Here is an 18,635-nt window from a genome sequence, read left to right as displayed (position 1 = left end):
AGGTGGGGGTGATCAGTTGGTGGGTGCCGAGCCGGCATTGGGCGGTCCGCCCGCCGGGGGAGTGCCGCCTCCCATGGGGGCCTGGCCGCCGCCGCCGCCTCCGCCCGCGGGGGCAGCACTCATCGTCGGTTCGGTGGTGGCATCGATCGCCACCGCGAGTGATCCGACGTAGCCGGAGGCGGGATCGCCGCTGAACGTGCCCATCTCCAGCTCGTAGCCGTCGCCGAAGACATTGTCGTTGTCGAGACTGCCCATCTGGGTTAGGTTCTTCGCCGACTCGGGATAGACGTCGGTCTTGTTCTGATAGATCGCCTCGAGCATGTCCTGCGGGAACGCGACCTGTGAGGTGGCAATGGCGTTGTCCACGTTGGTCGCCGACGCAGCGTCGGGGTAGACCTCGAAGTGCATGTGGGTCCAGCGGCCGGAGTAGCAGCCGGGAACGACGGTCTCGAAGGTGACGGTGCCGTCGGAGCCGGCCGCTTGGATGCCGCGAAGATACGTCTCGTCCTCGACACCCTCGGAGTACATCGAGTACTGGCCGTCCGCATCGCACTGCCACACATACATGGCCGCACCCTCGTACGGTCGATTGTCGTTCGCCAGATCGGTGAGCGTGAAGGTGAACGTGAGAGGCACTCCGCTGACTGTGGTTCCACCGTCCAGGCTGGAGGTGATGTCGCTGCGGACGATGCCCGATTCCTCGAGGACGTTGACGCCGTTGGTGCCGTCGGCCGGGTAGGGGCCGTTGGTTTCCTGGGGGATCTCGCTCGTCGCCGTCGAGGTGGTCGTCGACGCGGTTGCCGTGGTGGCGGTGGAACTTCCGGCGCTGGAGGTGCTCGAGCATGCGGCCAGAGCGAACGCGCCCGCTCCTGCGCCGACGAGACTCAGTACACGGCGGCGGGTGACGAGGGTGGTGATATCGAAGCCTGCACCCTGGTCGACGACCTCCTCGGTGGGGCGGTCGAGAAGCCTTCCCTCGTAGGCGGGTCCGTCGGGTGTATCGGTCGGCTCGGGGATTCGGGTCATCGTCGTACGTCTCCTTCGTTGCGGCACTGAATGTTTCGGTAGTGCCAATACTCTGGGACGTTGCGGTGAGGACCCTGAACCTCCGCTGCGAGGTTCCTGTGAACGATGCGACCCGGTGAAAGCCCCCTAAGTAGCTAAGGCTAACCTCATCACGCGTACCGACCTGAAGGACTGTGATGACTCTTCGTGTGACCACCCGCTTCGCTGCACTCCTCACCGCTGTCGCGGCCGCGTCCTTCGCGCTCGCCGGGTGCAGCTCGATGGAAAGGACCGACAGCCCGGCCGCCGCCGCGTCCACCGGCTCGTTTCCGCTGACCGTGCAGCACATGTACGGCGAGACCACCCTCGACGCAGTGCCCGAACGGGTCGCGACGTGGGGATTCGGCACCACCGACGCGGTGCTCGCGCTCGGTGTCGTCCCGGTGGCGATGCCCTCGGCGGAGTACGGCGGCGGTGACGATCTGATCTACCCGTGGGTGTCCGACGCGATCGAGTCGTCCGGCGGTCCGGCCCCGGTTCTGCTCGACAACGTCACCGACGCGCTGTCCGTCGAGAAGCTTCTCGCCACCGACCCGGACGTGCTGTTGGCTCCGCATTCCGGGTTGACGCGGGCCGAGTACGACGCGGTGACCGCAGCCGGGGTCCCCGTCATCGCCCCGCCGGAGGAACTGTGGTCGACGCCGTGGCGCGATGTCATCACCACCACCGGTGATGTTCTCGGGGTGCCGGACAGGGCGCGTGATCTCGTAGCCGATCTGGATTCTCAGGTGCAGGACGCAGGTGCTCGCCATCCCGAATTCGACGGCCGCACAATCGCATACGTGTCCGAGGCTGCCGACGTGTACTACCTGCTACTGCCGTCGGACCCCAGAGTGGAGCTGCTCGAGAACCTCGGCTTCGTCTCGCCTGCATCGGTGACCGGCCTCGCGACCGACGATGCCACCTACTCGACCACGGTCTCGGCCGAGAACATCTCCTCGATCGACGCCGATGTGGTGTTCACTCAGGTCGACACCGACGACGCCTTGCAGCAGTTCCTCGATTCGCCTGTCTCACGCCAGATTCCGGCTGTCGCCGCCGGTGCGGTCGCCGGATTCGTCGGCCAGGAGGCCGGAGCTGCAGTGGGCCCGACGGCACTGTCGATTCCGTACTTCCTGCCGACTCTGGTCGACGGACTCGCAGCCGCCGTGAACATCGACCGCTGACGACGATGGGCAATGGTGCACGGCATTCGGACGAGCCCGGAGGCATCTGCGCGCGAGTAGTCTGACCGCGACGACATCGGTCGACTCCGGGAGTGCACTCATGACCTCACGCTTGCCCGACGTATTCAGCCCGTCTGCAGTGCAGTACGGCGAGACCGTCAGAGTGGACGACCGCACGACCATTCTGCCGGTATTGCGTCGATCGGCTCGGGGAGCAGAGACCGCGGTGGGGGTGTTCACCATCACGGACGGCACGGCGGCGTGGACCCCAGCCGTCGATACCGGCCGCATCCAACTGATCGGGGTGCTCACCGGCCTCGTTGCTGCGACATTGGGATGTGCTGCGGTCCTGAGGCGGCCGCCGTGGCCGACCGTCACCATCGATCGTTGACCCAGGTCACGCCCGACGAAGGACGTCGCGGGTGAGCTCGAGCTGGCCGAGGTGCTGGGCCAACTCGCGCACTAGGTGCGTCAACACCCATTCCGGGGTTGCCGTTGCGAGCTCCGGACGGGTGGTACCCATGACGGTTCGATCGCGAATCCCGTCGCGTAGTGCAATATTCACCCACTCGGGCAGACGCGCCCGAACCTCGTCGACCCGCGTGATCAGATCGTCGATTCGGCCTGTGGCGGTGAACTCGGCTGCCCGATCCCGCGGGATCTTCAGACCGGCGATCACCGAACCTGCCCAGTACTCGATCACGGCCACGCAGTGGAACACGATGGCGTACGGGCTGTTGGCACCCGGCAGGTCCGGCTTCGTGTTGGCCGGCTCGTCGCCCAGGTCCCGCAGGATCTCCGTCATCGACGACAGGCTCGCGCCCGTGATCGCCAGAAAGGCGTCAGCGACACGGCTTTCGGCGTCGTCCTGCTGCGAGGTCACCACGGGTACGGCTCGCAGTCGTCGAGGAAACAGCCGTACGGATCACGTCCCGGTTCGCCGTGCATCACCGGACCGTACACCCGATCGCCTGCCCTTGTGCCTTGTCCCGGCCGACAGACACCGCTGCGACCGCCGGGATCAGTTTCGACGCGTGAGCCGAACCACCGCATCGCGCAACGTCTTCGAGTGCACACCCGTGCCACCGACCGTTCTGGAACGTTCGAGTGCGGTGTCGATGCGCCACGAGGAGGCGTCGAACAGGGCGGTGATGTCTGTCGCGGTGACAGTGGCCTCGTGCGGTGGCTCGCCGTCGTGTGAGTGATGATGCCCGCCGTCGTGCAGATGGCCGACGATGAGCAGCGAACCGCCCGGTGCCACCCATTGCGCAATGTGTCGATAGAAGTCCAACTGCGGAATCGACGGATGCGCGTAGTGGGTCGTCACCAGATCCCATCGGTCGGTCGGGTTCCAGGTCGTGAGGTCGGCTTCGATCCAGGTGACGTCGACCCCTGCATGTTGTGCCAGCTGTGCGGCGGTGGTGAGGGCCGCGGCGGAGATGTCGGCACCGGTGACTCGCCAGCCCTGCTCGGCGAGCCAGATCGCTTCTGCTCCGGCACCACAGCCTGCGTCGAGCGCGGTACCGGGCGTCGATACGGCCGTTTCCTGCACGAGATACGGATTCGCCGCGACGGTACGGGACGTTCGGTCATCCCAATGGTGCTCCCAGTACTCCTTGTCGAACGCGTGTGTCATGTGCTGAGTCCTCTCCCGGTGGTGTTCCGGGATCAGAGTGACAGCCCGTTTATAGATATGGCAAGTATGTTTGCCGTATCAGCAAGTTGCGCCGAGTCAGAAAGGTGCGTCGGTGATCATTCGATTTCGGCCGGCGCGCTTCGCCTGAAACATCAATGCGTCAGCTCTGTCGAGTGTGTGGCGAAGGCCTTCGTTCGGTCGCTGGAGCGTGTAGCCGGCCGAGAACGTCACCCCCGATGACGTGGTGGCGGCGGCAAGAGCGTCGAGTGATCGAAGCGCACCGCGACGATCGCAATTGCGCAGAGTGATCACGAATTCCTCTCCGCCCCATCGGGCCAAGAGTCCATCGACGCCGATGCAGCTGCGGGCAGTCGACGCGAAGTCGCGGAGCAACGCGTCGCCTGCGGCGTGGCCGAAGTGGTCGTTGAACTGCTTGAAATGGTCCAGATCGAGAACCGCGACGATTGTGTCGACCGAATCGTCGTCGACGAGGGACACCGCGTGATCCGACCAGCCGCGACGGTTGAGTGCCCCGGTCAGTTGATCCGTTCGGGACGCGAGCAGGATGCCGTCCTCGACCTCTTTCCGTGCGGTGATATCGAGAGCGGCACCGAGCGTCCACTCGGCATCGGACGGACCGATGAAAGGGACCAGAGTCAGCAGAACCCAGCGAATCTCGTCGTTCGGTAGAACGAACCTCACCTCGACCTTCACGGGTTTGTCCGCGGCCGTCCCGGCGGCCATCAGGTCCTCGACGCTGCGGTGGAGCGGGAGGTCGTCCGGGTGTGTGTGCACCGTCGCGGATCGACCGATCAGTTCCGAGGAGGACAAGCCCACGAGTTCGCAGTAGGCCGCATTGACGTCGACGAAGAGCCCATCGGCGTCGGAGAGAGCCTGCGCCACGGGGCTGGAGGCGAACATGCGCCGGTACCAGTGATCCTCCACGACGCAACGACCCGCTTTCTCCCCTTCCCGGATGGGGAGTGTAGTTGAGGTCTGCTCGAGCCCTGTGACGCATTCGGCTGCCGGCAGCTCCGTCCGGCCGACTCGTGCGGGAACTCTCGCCGGTCAGCGGCAGATTGGCACGAATGTACGACTTTCGGGAACCGTGTGAGCGTGCGCGCCGTCCAAGGGGTTGGGGTGGCCGGCCGACGATGGGGTCTCGATGACGACGAAGTGGCGAGAAGTGACGAGCATCGAGTGCCAACAGGATTTCGACGACCTGCTCGACGTCTGTATCGAAATCGCCGCCGAACGGATCAGCGAGAACTGGGGACTGCACCCGGTGGCCGTCGTCAACGACCTCTCCGGCGGGCAGCGCGTGCTTGCACCGCAGCAGCCACTGGGAGATGGGGAGTCGCACGCGGCGATGCACGAGCAACTCGTCCGCGATCTGCGCGCCGTCGCCGATGATCTGCGGTCGTACGCCATCGTCTCCGACGCCACCGGCGAGGAGGCGTCGGGCACATATCTCGAGGTCCTGCTCGAACACCGCGAATATGCGATGCGGATACTCGTCCCGTACCTGATGCCCGACGCCACGACCTTCGATCTGGGTCCGACGAAAGCGTCGGTGGGGCAACGACTTCTGTGGCCCTGATCGCTCCGCAAACGCGCGCGCGTTCGCCGAATGCGCGCGATATCGTGCCCGGATCGGTGGCGAATCCGAACGCGTCCGACAAGTGCGCGCGCGTGTGCGAAACCGGGGGCGTCGGCCTCCTCCAGGTGATTGGCACTCTCACCCGTCGAGTGCCAAAATAGAGGCACATTCTCACTCGAAAGGAGTCCGCAGTGACCGTCACCTCTCCCCACTTCGATACACGTGATTCGGACGACGACATGCCACCGAAGTGGTGGAACCGGCGCGTTCGTACTCGCGCGCAGGTGACCGAATATGCCGTCATGTTCGGTGCGATGTCGATCGTCTCGTTCTGGGCCGCGGGCCTGGGCATCGCAGCAGGATTGATTGCCGTCGCCTCTGCTCTGTGGGCCGATCGCAGCCCCGACCTCTCCGGCCCGCGCGCCGATCGCAGTGACACCGCGCTGGCCATCGGAACCGGAATTCTCGGCATCGTCATCGGCGTGGGCTTCGTCGCGATGGTGTTGCCGTACTGGTGATGGAGCGACTTCGTCGCACGTGAGCGGAACTTCGTAGCCCACTACGAATTACCGTTCACGACCGAAGCGCCTGCCTCGAGGCCGGTCGACCGCACTGCGGTCGGCCGGTTTCGTCGTTTCGAAGAACATTTCTCATGTATCTGCGACGGAGCGTTGCACCAACCAGTTTTATGTGTGACGCTGTGTTGCGTACACATTGTTCGGACGCAGGCGGAAGGACCACCATGACTGCAGTCGACGACGCACGAACGCTCTACCGAGACAGGCTGCACGCACTGTCGACGGCATCGGTGCACCAGCACTTCGACGCCTTCCTCGACATCCCCTGGGACGAGCCCGAGTACGCAATCGTTCCCGACGATCCGCGCTGGGTGCTCCCGGACGCGGACCCGCTCGGCCACACCGACTGGTACAAGTCGCTTCCCCTGGACCGGCAGATTCACATCGGGATGTACCGCCAGGCCAGCATGGTCAAGGTCGGCCTGCAGTTCGAGCAGATCCTCATCAGCGGCCTCATGCAGTACGCCCTCACGCTGCCCAACGATTCACCCGAATTCCGGTACTCGACGCACGAGGCCACCGAAGAGTGCCACCACACCCAGATGTTCCAGGAACTGGTGAACCGCATCGGCATCGACGTGCCGGGTGGACCCGCGTGGTTCCGCAAGATCGTGCCCGTGCTGACCCTCTTCGCGAGCCGATCCGCACCGTTCGGATTCTTCGTCGGCGTACTGGCGGGAGAAGAGCCGATCGACCACATGCAGAAGGGCGTCCTGCGCGCCGGTAGCGTCGGACACCCCTTGGTCCAGCGCTTGATGCAGATTCACATCGCCGAGGAAGCACGACACATCGGCTTCGCCCATCAGTACCTCGAGCACAAGGCCCCGCGGCTCGGACGCTTCGAGAAGGCGTCGATCTCGATCCTCATGCCCGTCATCATGCGACTGCTGTGCGACGTGATCATGAAACCGAGCAAGCAGATGCGACGCGACCTCGCCATCCCCGACGAGGTTGTCGACGCCGTGTGGTGGAACAGCGAACCGTCACGAAAGGCATTGCGCGACACCTTCGGTGACGTCCGAATGCTGGCCGGCGAGCTCGGACTGATGAACCGCGTGTCCCGACGCGTCTGGCGCACCCTCGGTATCGACGGACGCCCCTCGCGTTACCGCAGCGAGCCGTCGTTCGGCTGACTCTCGTCGAGGACGCTTTCGAGGGGCACCTGCGGGATCGCGATCCCGCGGGATGCCCCGAGGCCCTTGACCTGCAGCCAGATGGTGTCGGCCAGGAACGTCGCGAAATGATCGAGACCGGTGCGATGTTCGGTCTGCCCGCTCCAACTGCGCACCGCACCCATGCAGCCGGAGACGAGGCCCGCAACCCACGGCCGCACCAGCGACCAGTCGTCGGTGGTCAGGTCTGCGTGCACCAGTGACAGGAATGCCGCGACGCTCACTTCCAACTGCTCGGCCAGCAGAGCGTTGGTCTCCTCGAGAGGCGTGGGCGACTCGGCACTGACGTCCTGCTCGACGAATCGCGTCCACGCGGGATGCTCGGCCACCCAGCGCACGTAGGTGCTCACCATGCGATGCACCGCGTCGCGAGGAGTGCCGGTCAACGCGAACGACGAGACCAACGTGGCCGTCAACTCCGAGCAGATGGCGCGCTGAATGGCCGTGTCCAAGTCGGTTCGATCGCGAAAATGCCGGTACAGCCCGGTGCGGTGCACACCGGCCTCGGCCGAAATCTGAGCGGTGGTGAGCCGCTCACCGGGTGCGATATCGCGCGCCAGAACCGTCATGGCCGCGTCGATGATGTGGCGTCGACGATCGGAGTTGTGCTGTTCCCAACGCCGCTTACGGCCATCGGACTCCGGGCGCTGGCCACCGTCACTCATGCTGCATGCTCTCACGTCCACATCGGGTGAGGACGTCAGTTGCTGCGTTTACGAAGCGCGAACAGCACGCCCGCCGCACCGACAGCGACGACGACTACCGCGACGATCCAGATCGGAAAACCGCTGCTGTCCTCGGGCTCTTCTGCGGCAGTCGGTGTCGTTTCGGTAGGGGCGGGGACTGCGGTGGCTGCGGTTGCCGCCGACGTCGGGGACGCCTGGGTCAGTTGGAACGGAATGCTGCCGGTGATCGGATGCCCGTCTGCGGAGACCACTCGGTAGCCGATGGTGTACTCGCCCGCCGCACCGAGCCCGTCGAGATCGACGGTCACAGTGCTGCCGTCGACGACGGGATCCGATGCCCCCCATTGGGTTCCATCGGCTCCGACGACGGTGACGGTGGCGAAGTTCGACTGCACGGACTGATTGAACGTCAGGGTCACCTCGTCCGGGGCGGCGTCGAGCACGGAGTTCTCGGCAGGGTTGCTGGACTGCAGAGTTGCGTGCGCAGCCGCCGGGGCGATCGACAGTGCCGTCGCGGTGAGAATGGCGGCGGCAATCACGGCCAGGCGTTTCATCGGGTGCTTTCTTGTTGTGGTGCAGGGTTATTCGTGCGGGGGCTCGCCGGTGACCTTGTGGTCGGCGAAGTTGAGGCCCTCACGCACGAGCCGGGCGAGGTGACCGTCGGCCAGGCGGTAGATGACGTTGCGGCCGTCGCGTCGGGTCTCGACGAGTCCGGTGAATCGAAGCTTGGCCAGATGCTGGCTGACGGCGGTGCGGGAGGTTCCGGTGGCCGTGGTCAAGGCGCTGACGTCGGCAGGGCCGCGGTCGAGTAGCCAGAGGATGTGCAGTCGCGTGGGGTCCGAGAGCATCCGAAAGGTGTCACTGGCCGTGCCCAGGCGTGCGGAGTCCGGTTCGACGGCATGGTCGAGACTGATGCGCGGTTCCTTCTTCGGTGGCATCGAACGTCGTCTCCCTACGCGGAGGCGACCACCGACACTCGGGAGCGACTCCACAGGCGTGCTGCGGACAGTGCCGCAAGTGTAGCCAAGCCCGTGAGCATCAGCGCCGCGGTGAACAGTCCGAACCGGGCCCCGACCCATCCCGCAATCGGATAGGTGAGCAGAAATGCCGCGTGCGACAACGAGAACTGCGCCGTGAAGATGGACGTTCGGGTGCTCTCGTCGGATTCACGACGCAGAATCCTCGCCGACGGGGTGTTGATCATCGACGTCCCGACGCCCAGCAGCACCCACGTCGCGGCCAGCGCAACCCAGGCGGTCGACCCTCCGTGCAGGGTCGCCACCAGTGTTGCTGCGGCAGTTCCCATCACGGCCGTCGCAGCCCCGGTGAGCATGAGCGTGTGATCGTTCGTAAATCCGAGGGCTCGTGGGATGCACAATGCTGCGACCATCGAGCCGGCGCCGTAGCAGCCGAGAGCGATGGCCAGCTGACTGCTCGATCCGCCGAACAGATCGCGGACGTAGAGAACGGAGTTGACCACCACGAGAGCAGTCGCCGCAGCGACCACCGTGTTCAACGCGAGCAGTCCCTGCAGTTCGGTATTCCTGACGAACGTCGCGATGCCCGAGGTCGATCGTCGGATCTCGGGTGCGAGGTGTCTCGGAAAGTCGGTACCGACCACCATCACCGCGGAGACGACGAACCCCACAGCCGTGCCGACGAACAGCGTGTGGAAGCCGATGACCGTCAACAATGCGGCGGCGATCAGCGGGCTGACCAGTGATTCGAGGTCGTAGGCCAGTCGCGAGAGCGTCAACGCGCGGGTGTACTGCTGCGCGTCGGGCACCACGGACGGAATGACGGCCTGGAAGGTGGGAGTGAAGGTGGCCGACGCCGCCTGCAGAACGAAGATCAGCACGTAGACCTGCCACACCTGATCGACGAACGGCAATGCCAGTGCGGTGAGCGCCCTGACGGCGTCGGCGCTGACCAGCACGAGCTTGCGGGGGAGCGTGCCGGTCAGTGACGACACGATCGGAGCGACGAACACGTACGCGATCATCTTGATCGCGAGAGCGGTACCGAGCACGGCTCCCGCGGCACTGCCGGCAATGTCGTAGGCGAGCAGTCCCAGCGCCACCGTCAACAGTCCGGTGCCCAGCAACGCGACGACCTGCGCGGTGAAGAGGCGTCGAAAAGCGATGTTGGCGCGAAGCATGAGTTCAACGTACACACATGTGCGCACTTGCGCACTAATGGGATCGATGTTCGTGTTGCAGGCCGATCGCGATATATTTCGGTACCGTTCAACGGTCGGCGTCACAAGTGAGGTGGTTCATGACCGTTACGCGAAACGCATCGAACGAGGTGATGCGCCGTGCCGTCGATCGGTTGCCGTCGATGATCGGATACTGGGACAGCGCGCTCCGGAATGTGTTCGCCAACCGCGTGTATGCGGATTTCTTCGGAATCGAACCTCAGGACTTGGCCGGCAAGCACATCCGAGATTTGCTCGGTGAGACGCTGTACGAATTGAACCTGCCGTACATCACCGGTGTCCTCGCCGGTGAGCAGCAGCAGTTCGACCGGACCCTCATCGACGTCAACGGTGCTGTGCGCGTTACTCAGGCAACCTACGTGCCCGATATCGTCGACGGTGTCGTCGTCGGGTTCACCGCGTTGGTCGTCGACGTCAGCGCGCGCGCCGAGGTCGAGCGTGAGCGCGATCGCGCGATCCGGCTGTTCCAGAACGTGATGGAGAACGCCCCGATCGGCAAAGCGGTGATGACCCGCGACGGACGATGGCTCCAGGTGAACAGGGCCCTGTGCAAACTGCTCGGCTACACCGCAGAAGAATTGCGACAGAAAACCTTTCGCGACATCACCCATCCCGACGACATTCCCCTCGCCGACGAACACCTCAAAGGATTGGCCGAAGGGACGCTGACGAACGTGGCGTCGGAGAAGCGATACATCCGCAAGGACGGTGCCACGATCTGGGTGCAGCGCAACGTGACCGTGGTGCGCGACGACGAGTCCGGCGACGTGATCATCGCGCAGATCCAGGACATCACCGCACGCAAAGCTGCCGAGGCATCACTCGAACGCCAGGTGCTGATCGACGACCTCACCTCACTGGCCAATCGCCGACGCCTGATGTCCGAGTTGCATGCGATGAAGGACTCCGCCGACGGTCGTCCGGTGGGAGTGCTCTTCGTCGACGTCGACGCATTCAAGTCCATCAACGACCGATTCGGACACGCGGTGGGGGATCGAGTACTCCAGGCAATCGGCCGTCGCATCCTGGACAACACCCGCTCCGATGACGTCGCCTGCCGTATCGGCGGAGACGAATTCGTCGTCCTCCTGCGCAGCGCCCGCTCACGCAACGGTGTCGAATGCCTCGCCGACCGAGTTCGCGGACTCCTCGCCGGCCCCTACGACATCGACGGCACCGACATCCCGGTCTCGGTGAGCGTCGGATGGAGCTGGGAGCCGGCCGCCGACCCGGACCAACTGCTACGAATGGCAGACGAGCGAATGTACTTGTCCAAGCGCGCCTGAGATCCGGATCGATCTGGGTTTCAGTCGGTCAGAGTGAAACAGAGGCGCATCGATCCGCCGGACCGGTGCATCTCAAAGACGCGTCGGCCGAGCACCTAGTGGCGGCGTGGGGGCAGGTCCGCGTTTCTTGCGTGAATCGACCCGGTAGGCCAGGTAGAGATACAGGAATCCGGTGATGGCACCGCCCAGGCATCCTGCTGCAGTATCGAGAGCTGTTGAGCCCGAGTTGATCATCAAGTGCATCAGGAGGAAGCCGAGACCGACTGCGGGGACCAGGGCAAGCGCATTGATGTAATCGGCTCGGGTTGCGCCGCACTTCTTGCTGAGTGCGCCGGTCATGACCCACTCGCGAAACGGCTTCTGCATCTCGGCCTCCGACCTGGCGTGGTCCATTTTGCCCGTTTTCTTCACGATACCGGATAGTTCGCGGCGCTGACGGTGTCGTGGGAGGGTGCAGGTATTCGTGCTCTGGTATTTCTCGCGGTCCTCGCGATCGTGTACACATGGCCGCTGTTCGGAGGCAGCCCCGGCCAGTGGTCTGCCCTGTTCCAGGGCGTCATGATCGGCGCGATAGTCAGCACCGCGGTGACTCCCGCGGGATGGAAGGCGATTCGACGCATCAGAAGTCGACTCGATGGGTCGTACGGTCCACCCAGGTCCTCGCGGCGATGAAATCGGGTGCAGCTGACCGCGCTCAGCGCGGCTGGCTGCACCGGATTCGATCGAGAGTAGCGACTATTTCGGCGATCACGTGATCCATGCGTTCGGTCAGGTCGACCCAGGTGTAGCGCAGGATCGTCCAGCTCTGAATGATGTCGTTCTGCCTGATCCGATCCTGATGGAACGCGTCGTGATCGGAGTGAAATGCCCAGCCGTCGATTTCGATCGCCACCATCTCGGCGAGGAAGGCGAAGTCGAGTTCGTATCCGCCCCATCGATAATTCACTACCCAGCCGCCGATCTTGCGGGCCCGGAACTCTCGAATCAAGAGACGCTCTCCCTCGGAGCGGGCACCGTTCGCTGCGACTTTCAGCAGCCGCTTCGCTTCGGGAGCGCCGGTGCGACCTGGGTTTCGTGCATCTGCGCGCTGCAATCGTTCGAGGTCGGTGTGTCGCTGAAGTGCCCGATCCATGATGTGCGCCTTACCTATCGACGCTTCGAGAACGGTCAGTTCGAGAGACGTGACACGAAGCCCGCGCCGCTCGACGATGTCCTTGTTGTGGATGTCGCGGCGGCGTAGTCGGCAGCCCTCGGCGCGGCTTCGCCCCTTGCGTGGGGTGGTGACCTCGATGATGCTCGGCACGTCGGAGATCACCCCGTGCCAGAAGGCCGCGGCTTCCCCGCTGAGCACAGCGTTCGGTCCTGCACCCCACACAACGCATCGAATGCGCGCGTCCGCAGTGAATGGGCGATCGACGACGAAGTACACCCCGCGATGAATCGTTCGCCACGCCCCCGCTCGCACCGAGCGGTCCACAGCATCGCCGCTCAGGCCGCACATCGCCGCCTGCGCGCGGGTGATCACGCCGTCGTGCTGTGCCAACCATTCATCGAGCATGTCCACTTGGACGTTCACTGCGCCGGAGCGGTTCCACAGTGCGAATCGGGTGCAATGGACCGCGCTCAGCGCGGCTGGGTGCACCGAATTCAATCGACGTGGAGCTGTGTGTTTGAGTCAGTCGCCTACTCGGGTGCGACGCGCTGTTCGAGCACGGGTATGTCGTCGTAGACGCTCGGCCGAACGCCTTCCGAGGACATCGTCGCTGCAGGCGCGCCGACTGGTTGGTGCAGTGTTATTCGATACTGTCGCCAATATGGAAACTGGCTGAGCGGAGCAATTCCGGGGTTATTGCGACACCTGTGTGGTTGGCAATCATCGCCAGACTCGTCTCGAGAACATGGAATCGCCCGTCCGGTAGCGGCCCCTCGCTGTTGGGATCCACTCCGGCCACGCGCATGCCTTGTCGCCACGGACTGTTCGGATCATCGAAACCAGGTCCCGACTTCAGCAGCGAGTCGAAGAACGCCGTCCCCCTGCCGTCGACCCATTGTGCAAAGTAAGAAGGACCGACTGTGATTGCGCAGGTGAGCGCTTCACCTCCCATCGACAGTGGGGCCATCAGTTCGTCAGCCAGGCCCGCCGTGGACGGCGCGACGGCAAGAACCCAATTGCCCAGTTGTGTCACGCCCACCATATCCACATCGGAATTGACGCCGTCCAAACCCACAACGGTGCCGTGTATTTCGGTCGTCAAAGCTGCGAGAACACTCGCCGGATCGTCATGGCGAACAAAGGTGAACGACACGCTTGTCTCGACCCATTCGTAGTCGTCGACGACCCACGAGAAGTCTTGCCACGTTGCAGCCACAGTTCGATCCTCACATCGTCGTAGTCGAGTTCTACCCGCCCAGATCAGAACCCGAGATCTCTCTTGCGACGCTCGCGCTCGAGTCGGCGTTGCTCCTCTGCACGTTCTCGACACCGCCGGAGAAATTCCGCATCGGCCTCGGGATTCTGGGCAGCCTGACGGCCGGGTCGTGTCTCGTATTCAGGAAACGCAGAGTTGCTCGCGCGCCGGTTGCCGCCACCGGGACCTCCCCAGATTCCGCCTCCAACAGGACGTCCCGCGAACAACCATGCCAATGAGCCGGCCAGCGGGAGAAACACCACCAACAGCAGCCACACGATCTTCGGGAGGAATCGCACTCCACCGTCGTCGGCCGTGATCACGTCGATCAGACAGAACACCCACAGCAACATCACCAGCAAACCGAGATACGGCATGTGATCCTCCATGTTCAAGACCGTTCGGTCTGATGTACCGAGGATCGTAGCGGGGCTGTCGCGATTTCGACAGATAAGGCCTCAGGTCTATCGATGGGCAGGATGTGGTCAGCGAGGCACTGGACTCCGCTGAGGAGTGCCCATGTCTGGCGTAGTTACATGTATCCGCGCACCAGGCGGTGATGGCCTTCGGAGCCCACCGACCGGCAAAATCGGGTGCAGCTAGCCGCGCTCAGCGCGGTCAGCTGCACCCGATTCGGCCTCCAATTGCTTCAGCCCGCATAGCGTCACTGCAACAATCAGTGGCCCTGGGAGTAGATGAACAGCGATGACTGTCGTGTGTTCCTGGTGAGCAGGACGGTCACGCGGTCTGCCGTCTGCTGGTCAGGACGCGAGGTGGACAGCATCTCGGGTTCGCAGGTCAAGCCCAGTGCAGTCCAGTTGCTCGTCGATGCAGCGGCGCAGGCCACCGGTTGCAGTGGCGGATAGGAAGGGTTCGCCGCCGATACCGCTGTCTCGTCGCCGGCCTCGTTGGGCGCGTCGAATCGGGCCCGCCACGCAGGCTGGCCGACGAACTCCGTGTGCGTGAAGCCCTGAACGAACTCGAAGCCACTCGGTACGTCGAATGCTATGCCGCGCAGGGCACGCGACACTTCTTCTTCGTCCATGGACCTCCGTTCGCCGGGCTCGAACGAACTGCACGACGCGGTGAGAACGACGACAAAACCGATGAGCCAGAACCGACACAGTCTTGCTGACGAACTCATCTCGTGGCACGGCTCGATGATTGTCGCGGGATCAGTGTCGGGAGTGCCTTTTTCAGCGGAGTCGAGCCGTCATCGCCGTTGAGCAGTATTTCCATTGCGGTTCGGGCGATTTGGTCGAATGCGGTGCGAACCGAGGTCAGGGGAACCGGCAACAGTTGCGCGAGCGGGATGTCGTTGTAGCCGACCAGTGAAAGGTCCTCTCCAACAGCCAGATTGTGTCGATGCGCTGCCGACAACACTCCGAGGGCAAGGTTGTCGTTGGCTGCGAACACGGCGGTGGGACGGCCTGAGCCGCCGAGCAGATCGTGCCCTGCACTTGCCCCGGCTTCGATTCCGTAGCCGGTCTCGATCGTCCACTCCGGGCGTGGTTGCAGGCCGGCTTCGGCAAACGCCCTGTGCGCGCCCGCCAAACGACCGACAGCGCTGGACGTGAACAGAGGGCCTGTCAGCACTGCGATGTCGGTGTGGCCGAGATCGATGAGGTGGCGAACCGCCAGATATCCACCGGTCTCGTCGTCGCCGATCGAGGACGGGCTCTTTCCGTCGGTTCTCAGCACCAGTACGTGCGGAATTCCGTTCTCGCGCAAGTGACTGGGGAGGGGGTCGTCGGTGCGACTCGTGGCGAGAACGACCCCATCGACATTGCGCTCCAGAAGCGACTGCGCGGCGTTCCATTCGTCGGTGGGATCGTCGCCGCTCGTCGCGACGACGGCGTGGTAGCCCTCCCTGCCCGCTGCCCGGTCGATGGCCTCGAACATCAGCGCCATCACGGTGTCCGAGAGGCGCGGCACCAGGACGCCGATGGTGGCGGTGGCACCGCGTCGTAGATTCGACGCGAACGTGTTGCGCCGGTATCCGAGATGCTCGGCAATCTCGCGCACCCGTACGGCCGTCGCGGATCGGGACGGTGCGACGCGGTCGTCCAGCACACGGCTGACGGTCGAGATGCTGACCCCGGCAGCCTTGGCGACGTCACGCAGTGTGACCGCGTCTGTGCGCTCCGTCGAGAGCCCACTTCGGGTGGAACGCATGTGCAGTCCCTGACTGTTCGTTGAATCTCCTGGTACGGCCGAACTTACAGATCGCCAGCCTGCGGCGCATGCAAACGTCCCAGGAACGTTTGCAAGCGCGCTGTGCGATGCCTGTCACCCCTGATCTTCAAAGTGATGGTTGACACATCGGTGGGGAGCGGTTTAGCGTGATGCAAACGTTCCCGACAACGTTCCCGTAAAATTCTCGAGAAGGACGACAACATGAATTCACTCGATCTCCGCGGACTCAGCCCAGCACCGATCACGCCGTTCACTCGCGAAGGTGAGGTCGACTACGACGCGATCCAGCGCCTCGGGTCCTGGCTCGGCAGCGTCGATGGCGTCAAGAGTCTCGTCGTCCTCGGTCACGCGGGTGAAGGCACGTTCCTCACCCAGACCGAGCAGGCCAAAGTGATCGGTGCCTTCCGCGATTCGGTCGACGGAAAGCTTCCGATCATCGCCGGCATCACCGGGGAAGGTACGGCCGTGTCGGTCGAAGAAGCCAAGCGCGCAGTCGACGCGGGTGCGTCGGGCGGACTGGTCTACCCGTCGCACGGTTGGCTGCGCTTCGGCTACCAGGACGGCGCACCGCAGGACCGCTACAAGGCACTGTACGAAGGGTCGGGCCTGCCTCTGATCCTGTTCCAGTACCCGGACGTCACCAAGGCGACGTACAACCTCGACACCCAGCTCGAAATCGCTGCTCAGGAGGGCGTTTTCGCCACGAAGAACGGCGTTCGGAACATGCGCCGCTGGGACCGTGAGATTCCGGTTCTGCGTAAGGAGAACCCGGACCTGCAGATCCTCAGCTGCCACGACGAGTACCTGCTGCACACCATGTTCGACGTCGACGGGCTCCTCGTCGGCTACGGCGGATTGGCTCCCGAACCCCTCGTCGAGCTCATCGCCGCAGGCAAGGCCAAGGACTACCCGGCCGCACGCGCCATCCACGACCGACTCCTGCCCGTCACCGCGAACGTCTACCACCGCGGATCTCACATGGAGGGCACCGTCGCGCTCAAGGAAGGCCTGGTCCACCGCGGCATCCTCGAGCACGCCACCGTCCGCTCGCCGCTGTTGCCACTCGCCGCAGGCGCTCACGAAGAGATCGCAGCAGCACTCGACTCCGCGAACCTCGGCTCGGTAGTACCCGCGCTGGTCTGAGTTCCTGCACAGGATCAGACCGCGTCAGATCACTCGGTAGGCATCGATGGCCATCTTCCTGTGGCCATCGATGCCGCAAACCGACCTTCGCTCGTACTTTTCGTATCCGCTCCCCACCGCGTCGAGCCGAGGGCACACTGCCTCTAGTAGCGAGTACGGAGCGTCACCAGAAAGGCTCGTCATGAGTCATCCCCGCACGACCCCGGTGGCACCAGCTGCGTCCACCATCACCGCAGACGGACCGCCTGCCATGTCGAATCGATGGAAGACCGTCCTGAGCACGCTGGCCATGGCGGGTCCCGCCTTCATCGCCGGTGCCTGGCAGTTCGGCCCGGGAAACCTGGCCAGTGCGGTCGAAGCAGGCAGCAAGTACGGCTACGCGTTGATCTGGGTCGTCGTGTTGTCGACGGTGTTCATGCTCGTCTACGCCGACATGAGCGTGCGTCTGGGTATACGCACGCCGAAGTCGTTGATCAGCTCGGTCAAAGACGTCCTCGGTCAGCGCGTCGGTGTCGCAGCCGGAATCGGCGTCTTCGTCATCACACTCTGCTTCTCGGTCGGCAACGCCGTCGGATCCGGTCTCGGGCTGTCGATGGTCTTCGGCGGCTCCCCGCTGATCTGGACGATAGCGTGCACGGTATTCGTCGCACTGATTCTGTTGTTCCGCAACGTCTATCGCATAGTCGAGCGAGTCCTGCTCGTCATCGTCGGACTTCTCGGTGCCGCGTTCATCATCAGCGCAGTCATTGCCAAGCCCGACTGGTACATGGCACTCAGCGGAGTCATGCCCAGTGCCCCTCCAGGAAGCATGCTGCTCATCGTCGCTCTCGTGGGCACCAACTTCTCGCTCAACGCAGCGTTCTTCACCTCGTACGGCATTCATGAGCGGGGCCGTACCAGAGATGAATATCGTCGAACCTCCATCGCCGACACCATTCCCGGTATCGTCGCCCCCGGCATCATGACCGCACTCGTCATCGTCGTGGCCGCCGCCGTTCTCGGGAGCCAGAACGCCGAAGCGGCAACCCTGGTCGGACTCGCCAAGATCTTCGAGCCCATCGCGGGGCCCATCGGATCCACGATCTTCGCGCTCGGACTGTCGGGAGCTGCGTTCTCGTCCATGGTCGCCAACGCAACCGCCGGCGGCACGATGCTGTCCGACGCATTGGGCCGAGGGGCCTCCCCGAGTACCCCGACGGCAAAGGCGACGTGCGCTGCAATCCTGGCATTCGGCCTGGCGATCACGATCGTATTCACCTCTTCGCCGATCCAACTGATCATCGTCGCCCAGGCTCTGACCGTGCTGGTGGCCCCATTCCTCGGCTTCCTGCTCTACGTGATGAGTAACAACCATCAGTTGATGGGGGATCTCCGAAACACGTGGTGGAAGAACGCACTCGGCGTCCTCGGCTTCTTATCCATCCTGTCTCTGTCGGGTCTGCTGATCTACGAACTGCTGACTCGGTAGCCCGTCGAGTCGA

At 64.0% G+C, this 18,635-nt stretch carries 23 protein-coding genes; 9 read left to right on the top strand and 14 right to left on the bottom strand.

The features are described 5' to 3' along the window. Positions 1 to 12: 12 nt before the first annotated feature. Positions 13 to 1,026 (bottom strand): dioxygenase family protein, encoded by a 1,014-nt coding sequence (locus CH306_RS05650; protein WP_094645946.1) that lies wholly within the window; start codon positions 1,024 to 1,026, stop codon positions 13 to 15. A 176-nt stretch (positions 1,027 to 1,202) separates the two neighbouring features. On the opposite strand from CH306_RS05650, the gene CH306_RS05645 reads away from it, so the two are divergent. Both CH306_RS05645 and CH306_RS05640 read left to right on the top strand, forming a co-directional pair. Further along, the gene (locus CH306_RS05645; protein WP_094645945.1) at positions 1,203 to 2,231 is read left to right on the top strand and encodes an ABC transporter substrate-binding protein; all 1,029 of its coding nucleotides are present in this window, start codon (positions 1,203 to 1,205) and stop codon (positions 2,229 to 2,231) included. Positions 2,232 to 2,331: 100 nt separating this feature from the next. Then, a complete protein-coding gene (locus tag CH306_RS05640; RefSeq protein WP_094645944.1) occupies positions 2,332 to 2,622 on the top strand; it encodes a hypothetical protein in 291 nt (96 codons plus the stop codon). A gap of 6 nt (positions 2,623 to 2,628) precedes the next feature. On the opposite strand, the gene CH306_RS05635 is transcribed toward CH306_RS05640, so the two are convergent. The 3 genes from CH306_RS05635 to CH306_RS05625 form a co-directional block, all read right to left on the bottom strand. Then, positions 2,629 to 3,114 (bottom strand): DinB family protein, encoded by a 486-nt coding sequence (locus tag CH306_RS05635; RefSeq protein ID WP_256981048.1) that lies wholly within the window; start codon positions 3,112 to 3,114, stop codon positions 2,629 to 2,631. Between the two features lie 138 nt (positions 3,115 to 3,252). Beyond that, complete coding sequence (locus CH306_RS05630; protein ID WP_094645943.1) at positions 3,253 to 3,867, bottom strand: class I SAM-dependent methyltransferase; 615 nt, start codon at positions 3,865 to 3,867, stop codon at positions 3,253 to 3,255. A 96-nt stretch (positions 3,868 to 3,963) separates the two neighbouring features. Next, entirely contained in the window at positions 3,964 to 4,812 is an 849-nt protein-coding gene (locus CH306_RS05625; RefSeq protein ID WP_094645942.1) for a GGDEF domain-containing protein, read from the bottom strand. Positions 4,813 to 5,032: 220 nt separating this feature from the next. On the opposite strand from CH306_RS05625, the gene CH306_RS05620 reads away from it, so the two are divergent. The 3 genes from CH306_RS05620 (at position 5,033) to CH306_RS05610 (ending at position 7,178) form a co-directional block, all read left to right on the top strand. Further along, positions 5,033 to 5,467, top strand: coding sequence for a hypothetical protein (locus tag CH306_RS05620; protein ID WP_094645941.1), 435 nt, complete (start codon positions 5,033 to 5,035; stop codon positions 5,465 to 5,467). A gap of 191 nt (positions 5,468 to 5,658) precedes the next feature. Beyond that, entirely contained in the window at positions 5,659 to 5,985 is a 327-nt protein-coding gene (locus CH306_RS05615; protein WP_094645940.1) for a hypothetical protein, read from the top strand. Positions 5,986 to 6,209: 224 nt separating this feature from the next. Next, complete coding sequence (locus tag CH306_RS05610; RefSeq protein ID WP_094645939.1) at positions 6,210 to 7,178, top strand: AurF N-oxygenase family protein; 969 nt, start codon at positions 6,210 to 6,212, stop codon at positions 7,176 to 7,178. Here the strand turns inward: CH306_RS05610 and CH306_RS05605 are convergent. From CH306_RS05605 to CH306_RS05590, 4 genes are read right to left on the bottom strand one after another with little or no spacing between them, the layout of a single operon-like run. Further along, positions 7,151 to 7,882, bottom strand: coding sequence for a TetR/AcrR family transcriptional regulator (locus CH306_RS05605; protein ID WP_094645938.1), 732 nt, complete (start codon positions 7,880 to 7,882; stop codon positions 7,151 to 7,153). The two genes, CH306_RS05610 and CH306_RS05605, sit on opposite strands and share 28 nt — an antisense overlap. A 35-nt stretch (positions 7,883 to 7,917) precedes the next feature. Then, entirely contained in the window at positions 7,918 to 8,457 is a 540-nt protein-coding gene (locus CH306_RS05600) for a copper resistance CopC family protein (protein ID WP_094645937.1), read from the bottom strand. Positions 8,458 to 8,484: 27 nt separating this feature from the next. Then, a complete protein-coding gene (locus CH306_RS05595; RefSeq protein ID WP_094645936.1) occupies positions 8,485 to 8,841 on the bottom strand; it encodes an ArsR/SmtB family transcription factor in 357 nt (118 codons plus the stop codon). A 14-nt stretch (positions 8,842 to 8,855) separates the two neighbouring features. Next, on the bottom strand, positions 8,856 to 10,061 hold the full coding sequence (locus tag CH306_RS05590) for an MFS transporter (RefSeq protein ID WP_094645979.1): 1,206 nt from the start codon (positions 10,059 to 10,061) through the stop codon (positions 8,856 to 8,858). 119 nt (positions 10,062 to 10,180) lie between these two features. Here CH306_RS05590 and CH306_RS05585 point away from each other — a divergent pair, with 119 nt between their 5' ends. After that, positions 10,181 to 11,407, top strand: coding sequence for a GGDEF domain-containing protein (locus CH306_RS05585; RefSeq protein WP_094645935.1), 1,227 nt, complete (start codon positions 10,181 to 10,183; stop codon positions 11,405 to 11,407). A gap of 72 nt (positions 11,408 to 11,479) precedes the next feature. Here CH306_RS05585 and CH306_RS05580 read toward each other — a convergent pair whose 3' ends face one another. Continuing rightward, complete coding sequence (locus CH306_RS05580; RefSeq protein ID WP_143545436.1) at positions 11,480 to 11,818, bottom strand: hypothetical protein; 339 nt, start codon at positions 11,816 to 11,818, stop codon at positions 11,480 to 11,482. A 27-nt stretch (positions 11,819 to 11,845) separates the two neighbouring features. On the opposite strand from CH306_RS05580, the gene CH306_RS05575 reads away from it, so the two are divergent. Then, positions 11,846 to 12,079: a hypothetical protein gene (locus tag CH306_RS05575; protein ID WP_094645934.1), complete on the top strand. Its 234-nt coding sequence runs from the start codon at positions 11,846 to 11,848 to the stop codon at positions 12,077 to 12,079. 22 nt (positions 12,080 to 12,101) lie between these two features. Here CH306_RS05575 and CH306_RS05570 read toward each other — a convergent pair whose 3' ends face one another. The 5 genes from CH306_RS05570 to CH306_RS05550 all read right to left on the bottom strand — a co-directional run bounded on the left by CH306_RS05570 (position 12,102) and on the right by CH306_RS05550 (position 15,990). Then, positions 12,102 to 12,965 carry a type IV toxin-antitoxin system AbiEi family antitoxin domain-containing protein gene (locus CH306_RS05570; RefSeq protein ID WP_094645978.1) on the bottom strand — a complete coding sequence of 288 codons (864 nt, stop codon included), beginning with the start codon at positions 12,963 to 12,965 and terminating at the stop codon, positions 12,102 to 12,104. Between the two features lie 235 nt (positions 12,966 to 13,200). Beyond that, positions 13,201 to 13,776 carry a DUF6461 domain-containing protein gene (locus CH306_RS05565; protein WP_094645933.1) on the bottom strand — a complete coding sequence of 192 codons (576 nt, stop codon included), beginning with the start codon at positions 13,774 to 13,776 and terminating at the stop codon, positions 13,201 to 13,203. Positions 13,777 to 13,820: 44 nt separating this feature from the next. Continuing rightward, entirely contained in the window at positions 13,821 to 14,192 is a 372-nt protein-coding gene (locus tag CH306_RS05560; protein WP_094630615.1) for a PLD nuclease N-terminal domain-containing protein, read from the bottom strand. A 299-nt stretch (positions 14,193 to 14,491) separates the two neighbouring features. Beyond that, positions 14,492 to 14,860 carry a hypothetical protein gene (locus CH306_RS05555; RefSeq protein WP_141214665.1) on the bottom strand — a complete coding sequence of 123 codons (369 nt, stop codon included), beginning with the start codon at positions 14,858 to 14,860 and terminating at the stop codon, positions 14,492 to 14,494. Between the two features lie 95 nt (positions 14,861 to 14,955). Next, positions 14,956 to 15,990 carry a LacI family DNA-binding transcriptional regulator gene (locus tag CH306_RS05550; RefSeq protein WP_143545437.1) on the bottom strand — a complete coding sequence of 345 codons (1,035 nt, stop codon included), beginning with the start codon at positions 15,988 to 15,990 and terminating at the stop codon, positions 14,956 to 14,958. A 222-nt stretch (positions 15,991 to 16,212) separates the two neighbouring features. Between CH306_RS05550 and CH306_RS05545 the strand changes: the two genes are divergently transcribed. Both CH306_RS05545 and CH306_RS05540 read left to right on the top strand, forming a co-directional pair. Further along, positions 16,213 to 17,154 carry a dihydrodipicolinate synthase family protein gene (locus CH306_RS05545; RefSeq protein WP_094645932.1) on the top strand — a complete coding sequence of 314 codons (942 nt, stop codon included), beginning with the start codon at positions 16,213 to 16,215 and terminating at the stop codon, positions 17,152 to 17,154. A gap of 289 nt (positions 17,155 to 17,443) precedes the next feature. After that, complete coding sequence (locus CH306_RS05540) at positions 17,444 to 18,622, top strand: Nramp family divalent metal transporter (RefSeq protein WP_094630616.1); 1,179 nt, start codon at positions 17,444 to 17,446, stop codon at positions 18,620 to 18,622. Positions 18,623 to 18,635 lie beyond the last annotated feature (13 nt).

Origin of the sequence: Rhodococcus sp. 15-725-2-2b, from assembly GCF_002259075.1 — a bacterium.
Lineage (GTDB): Bacteria > Actinomycetota > Actinomycetes > Mycobacteriales > Mycobacteriaceae > Rhodococcoides.
Note: the sequence above shows the minus strand (reverse complement) of the source record. Positions and strands in the feature narration are given on the sequence as shown.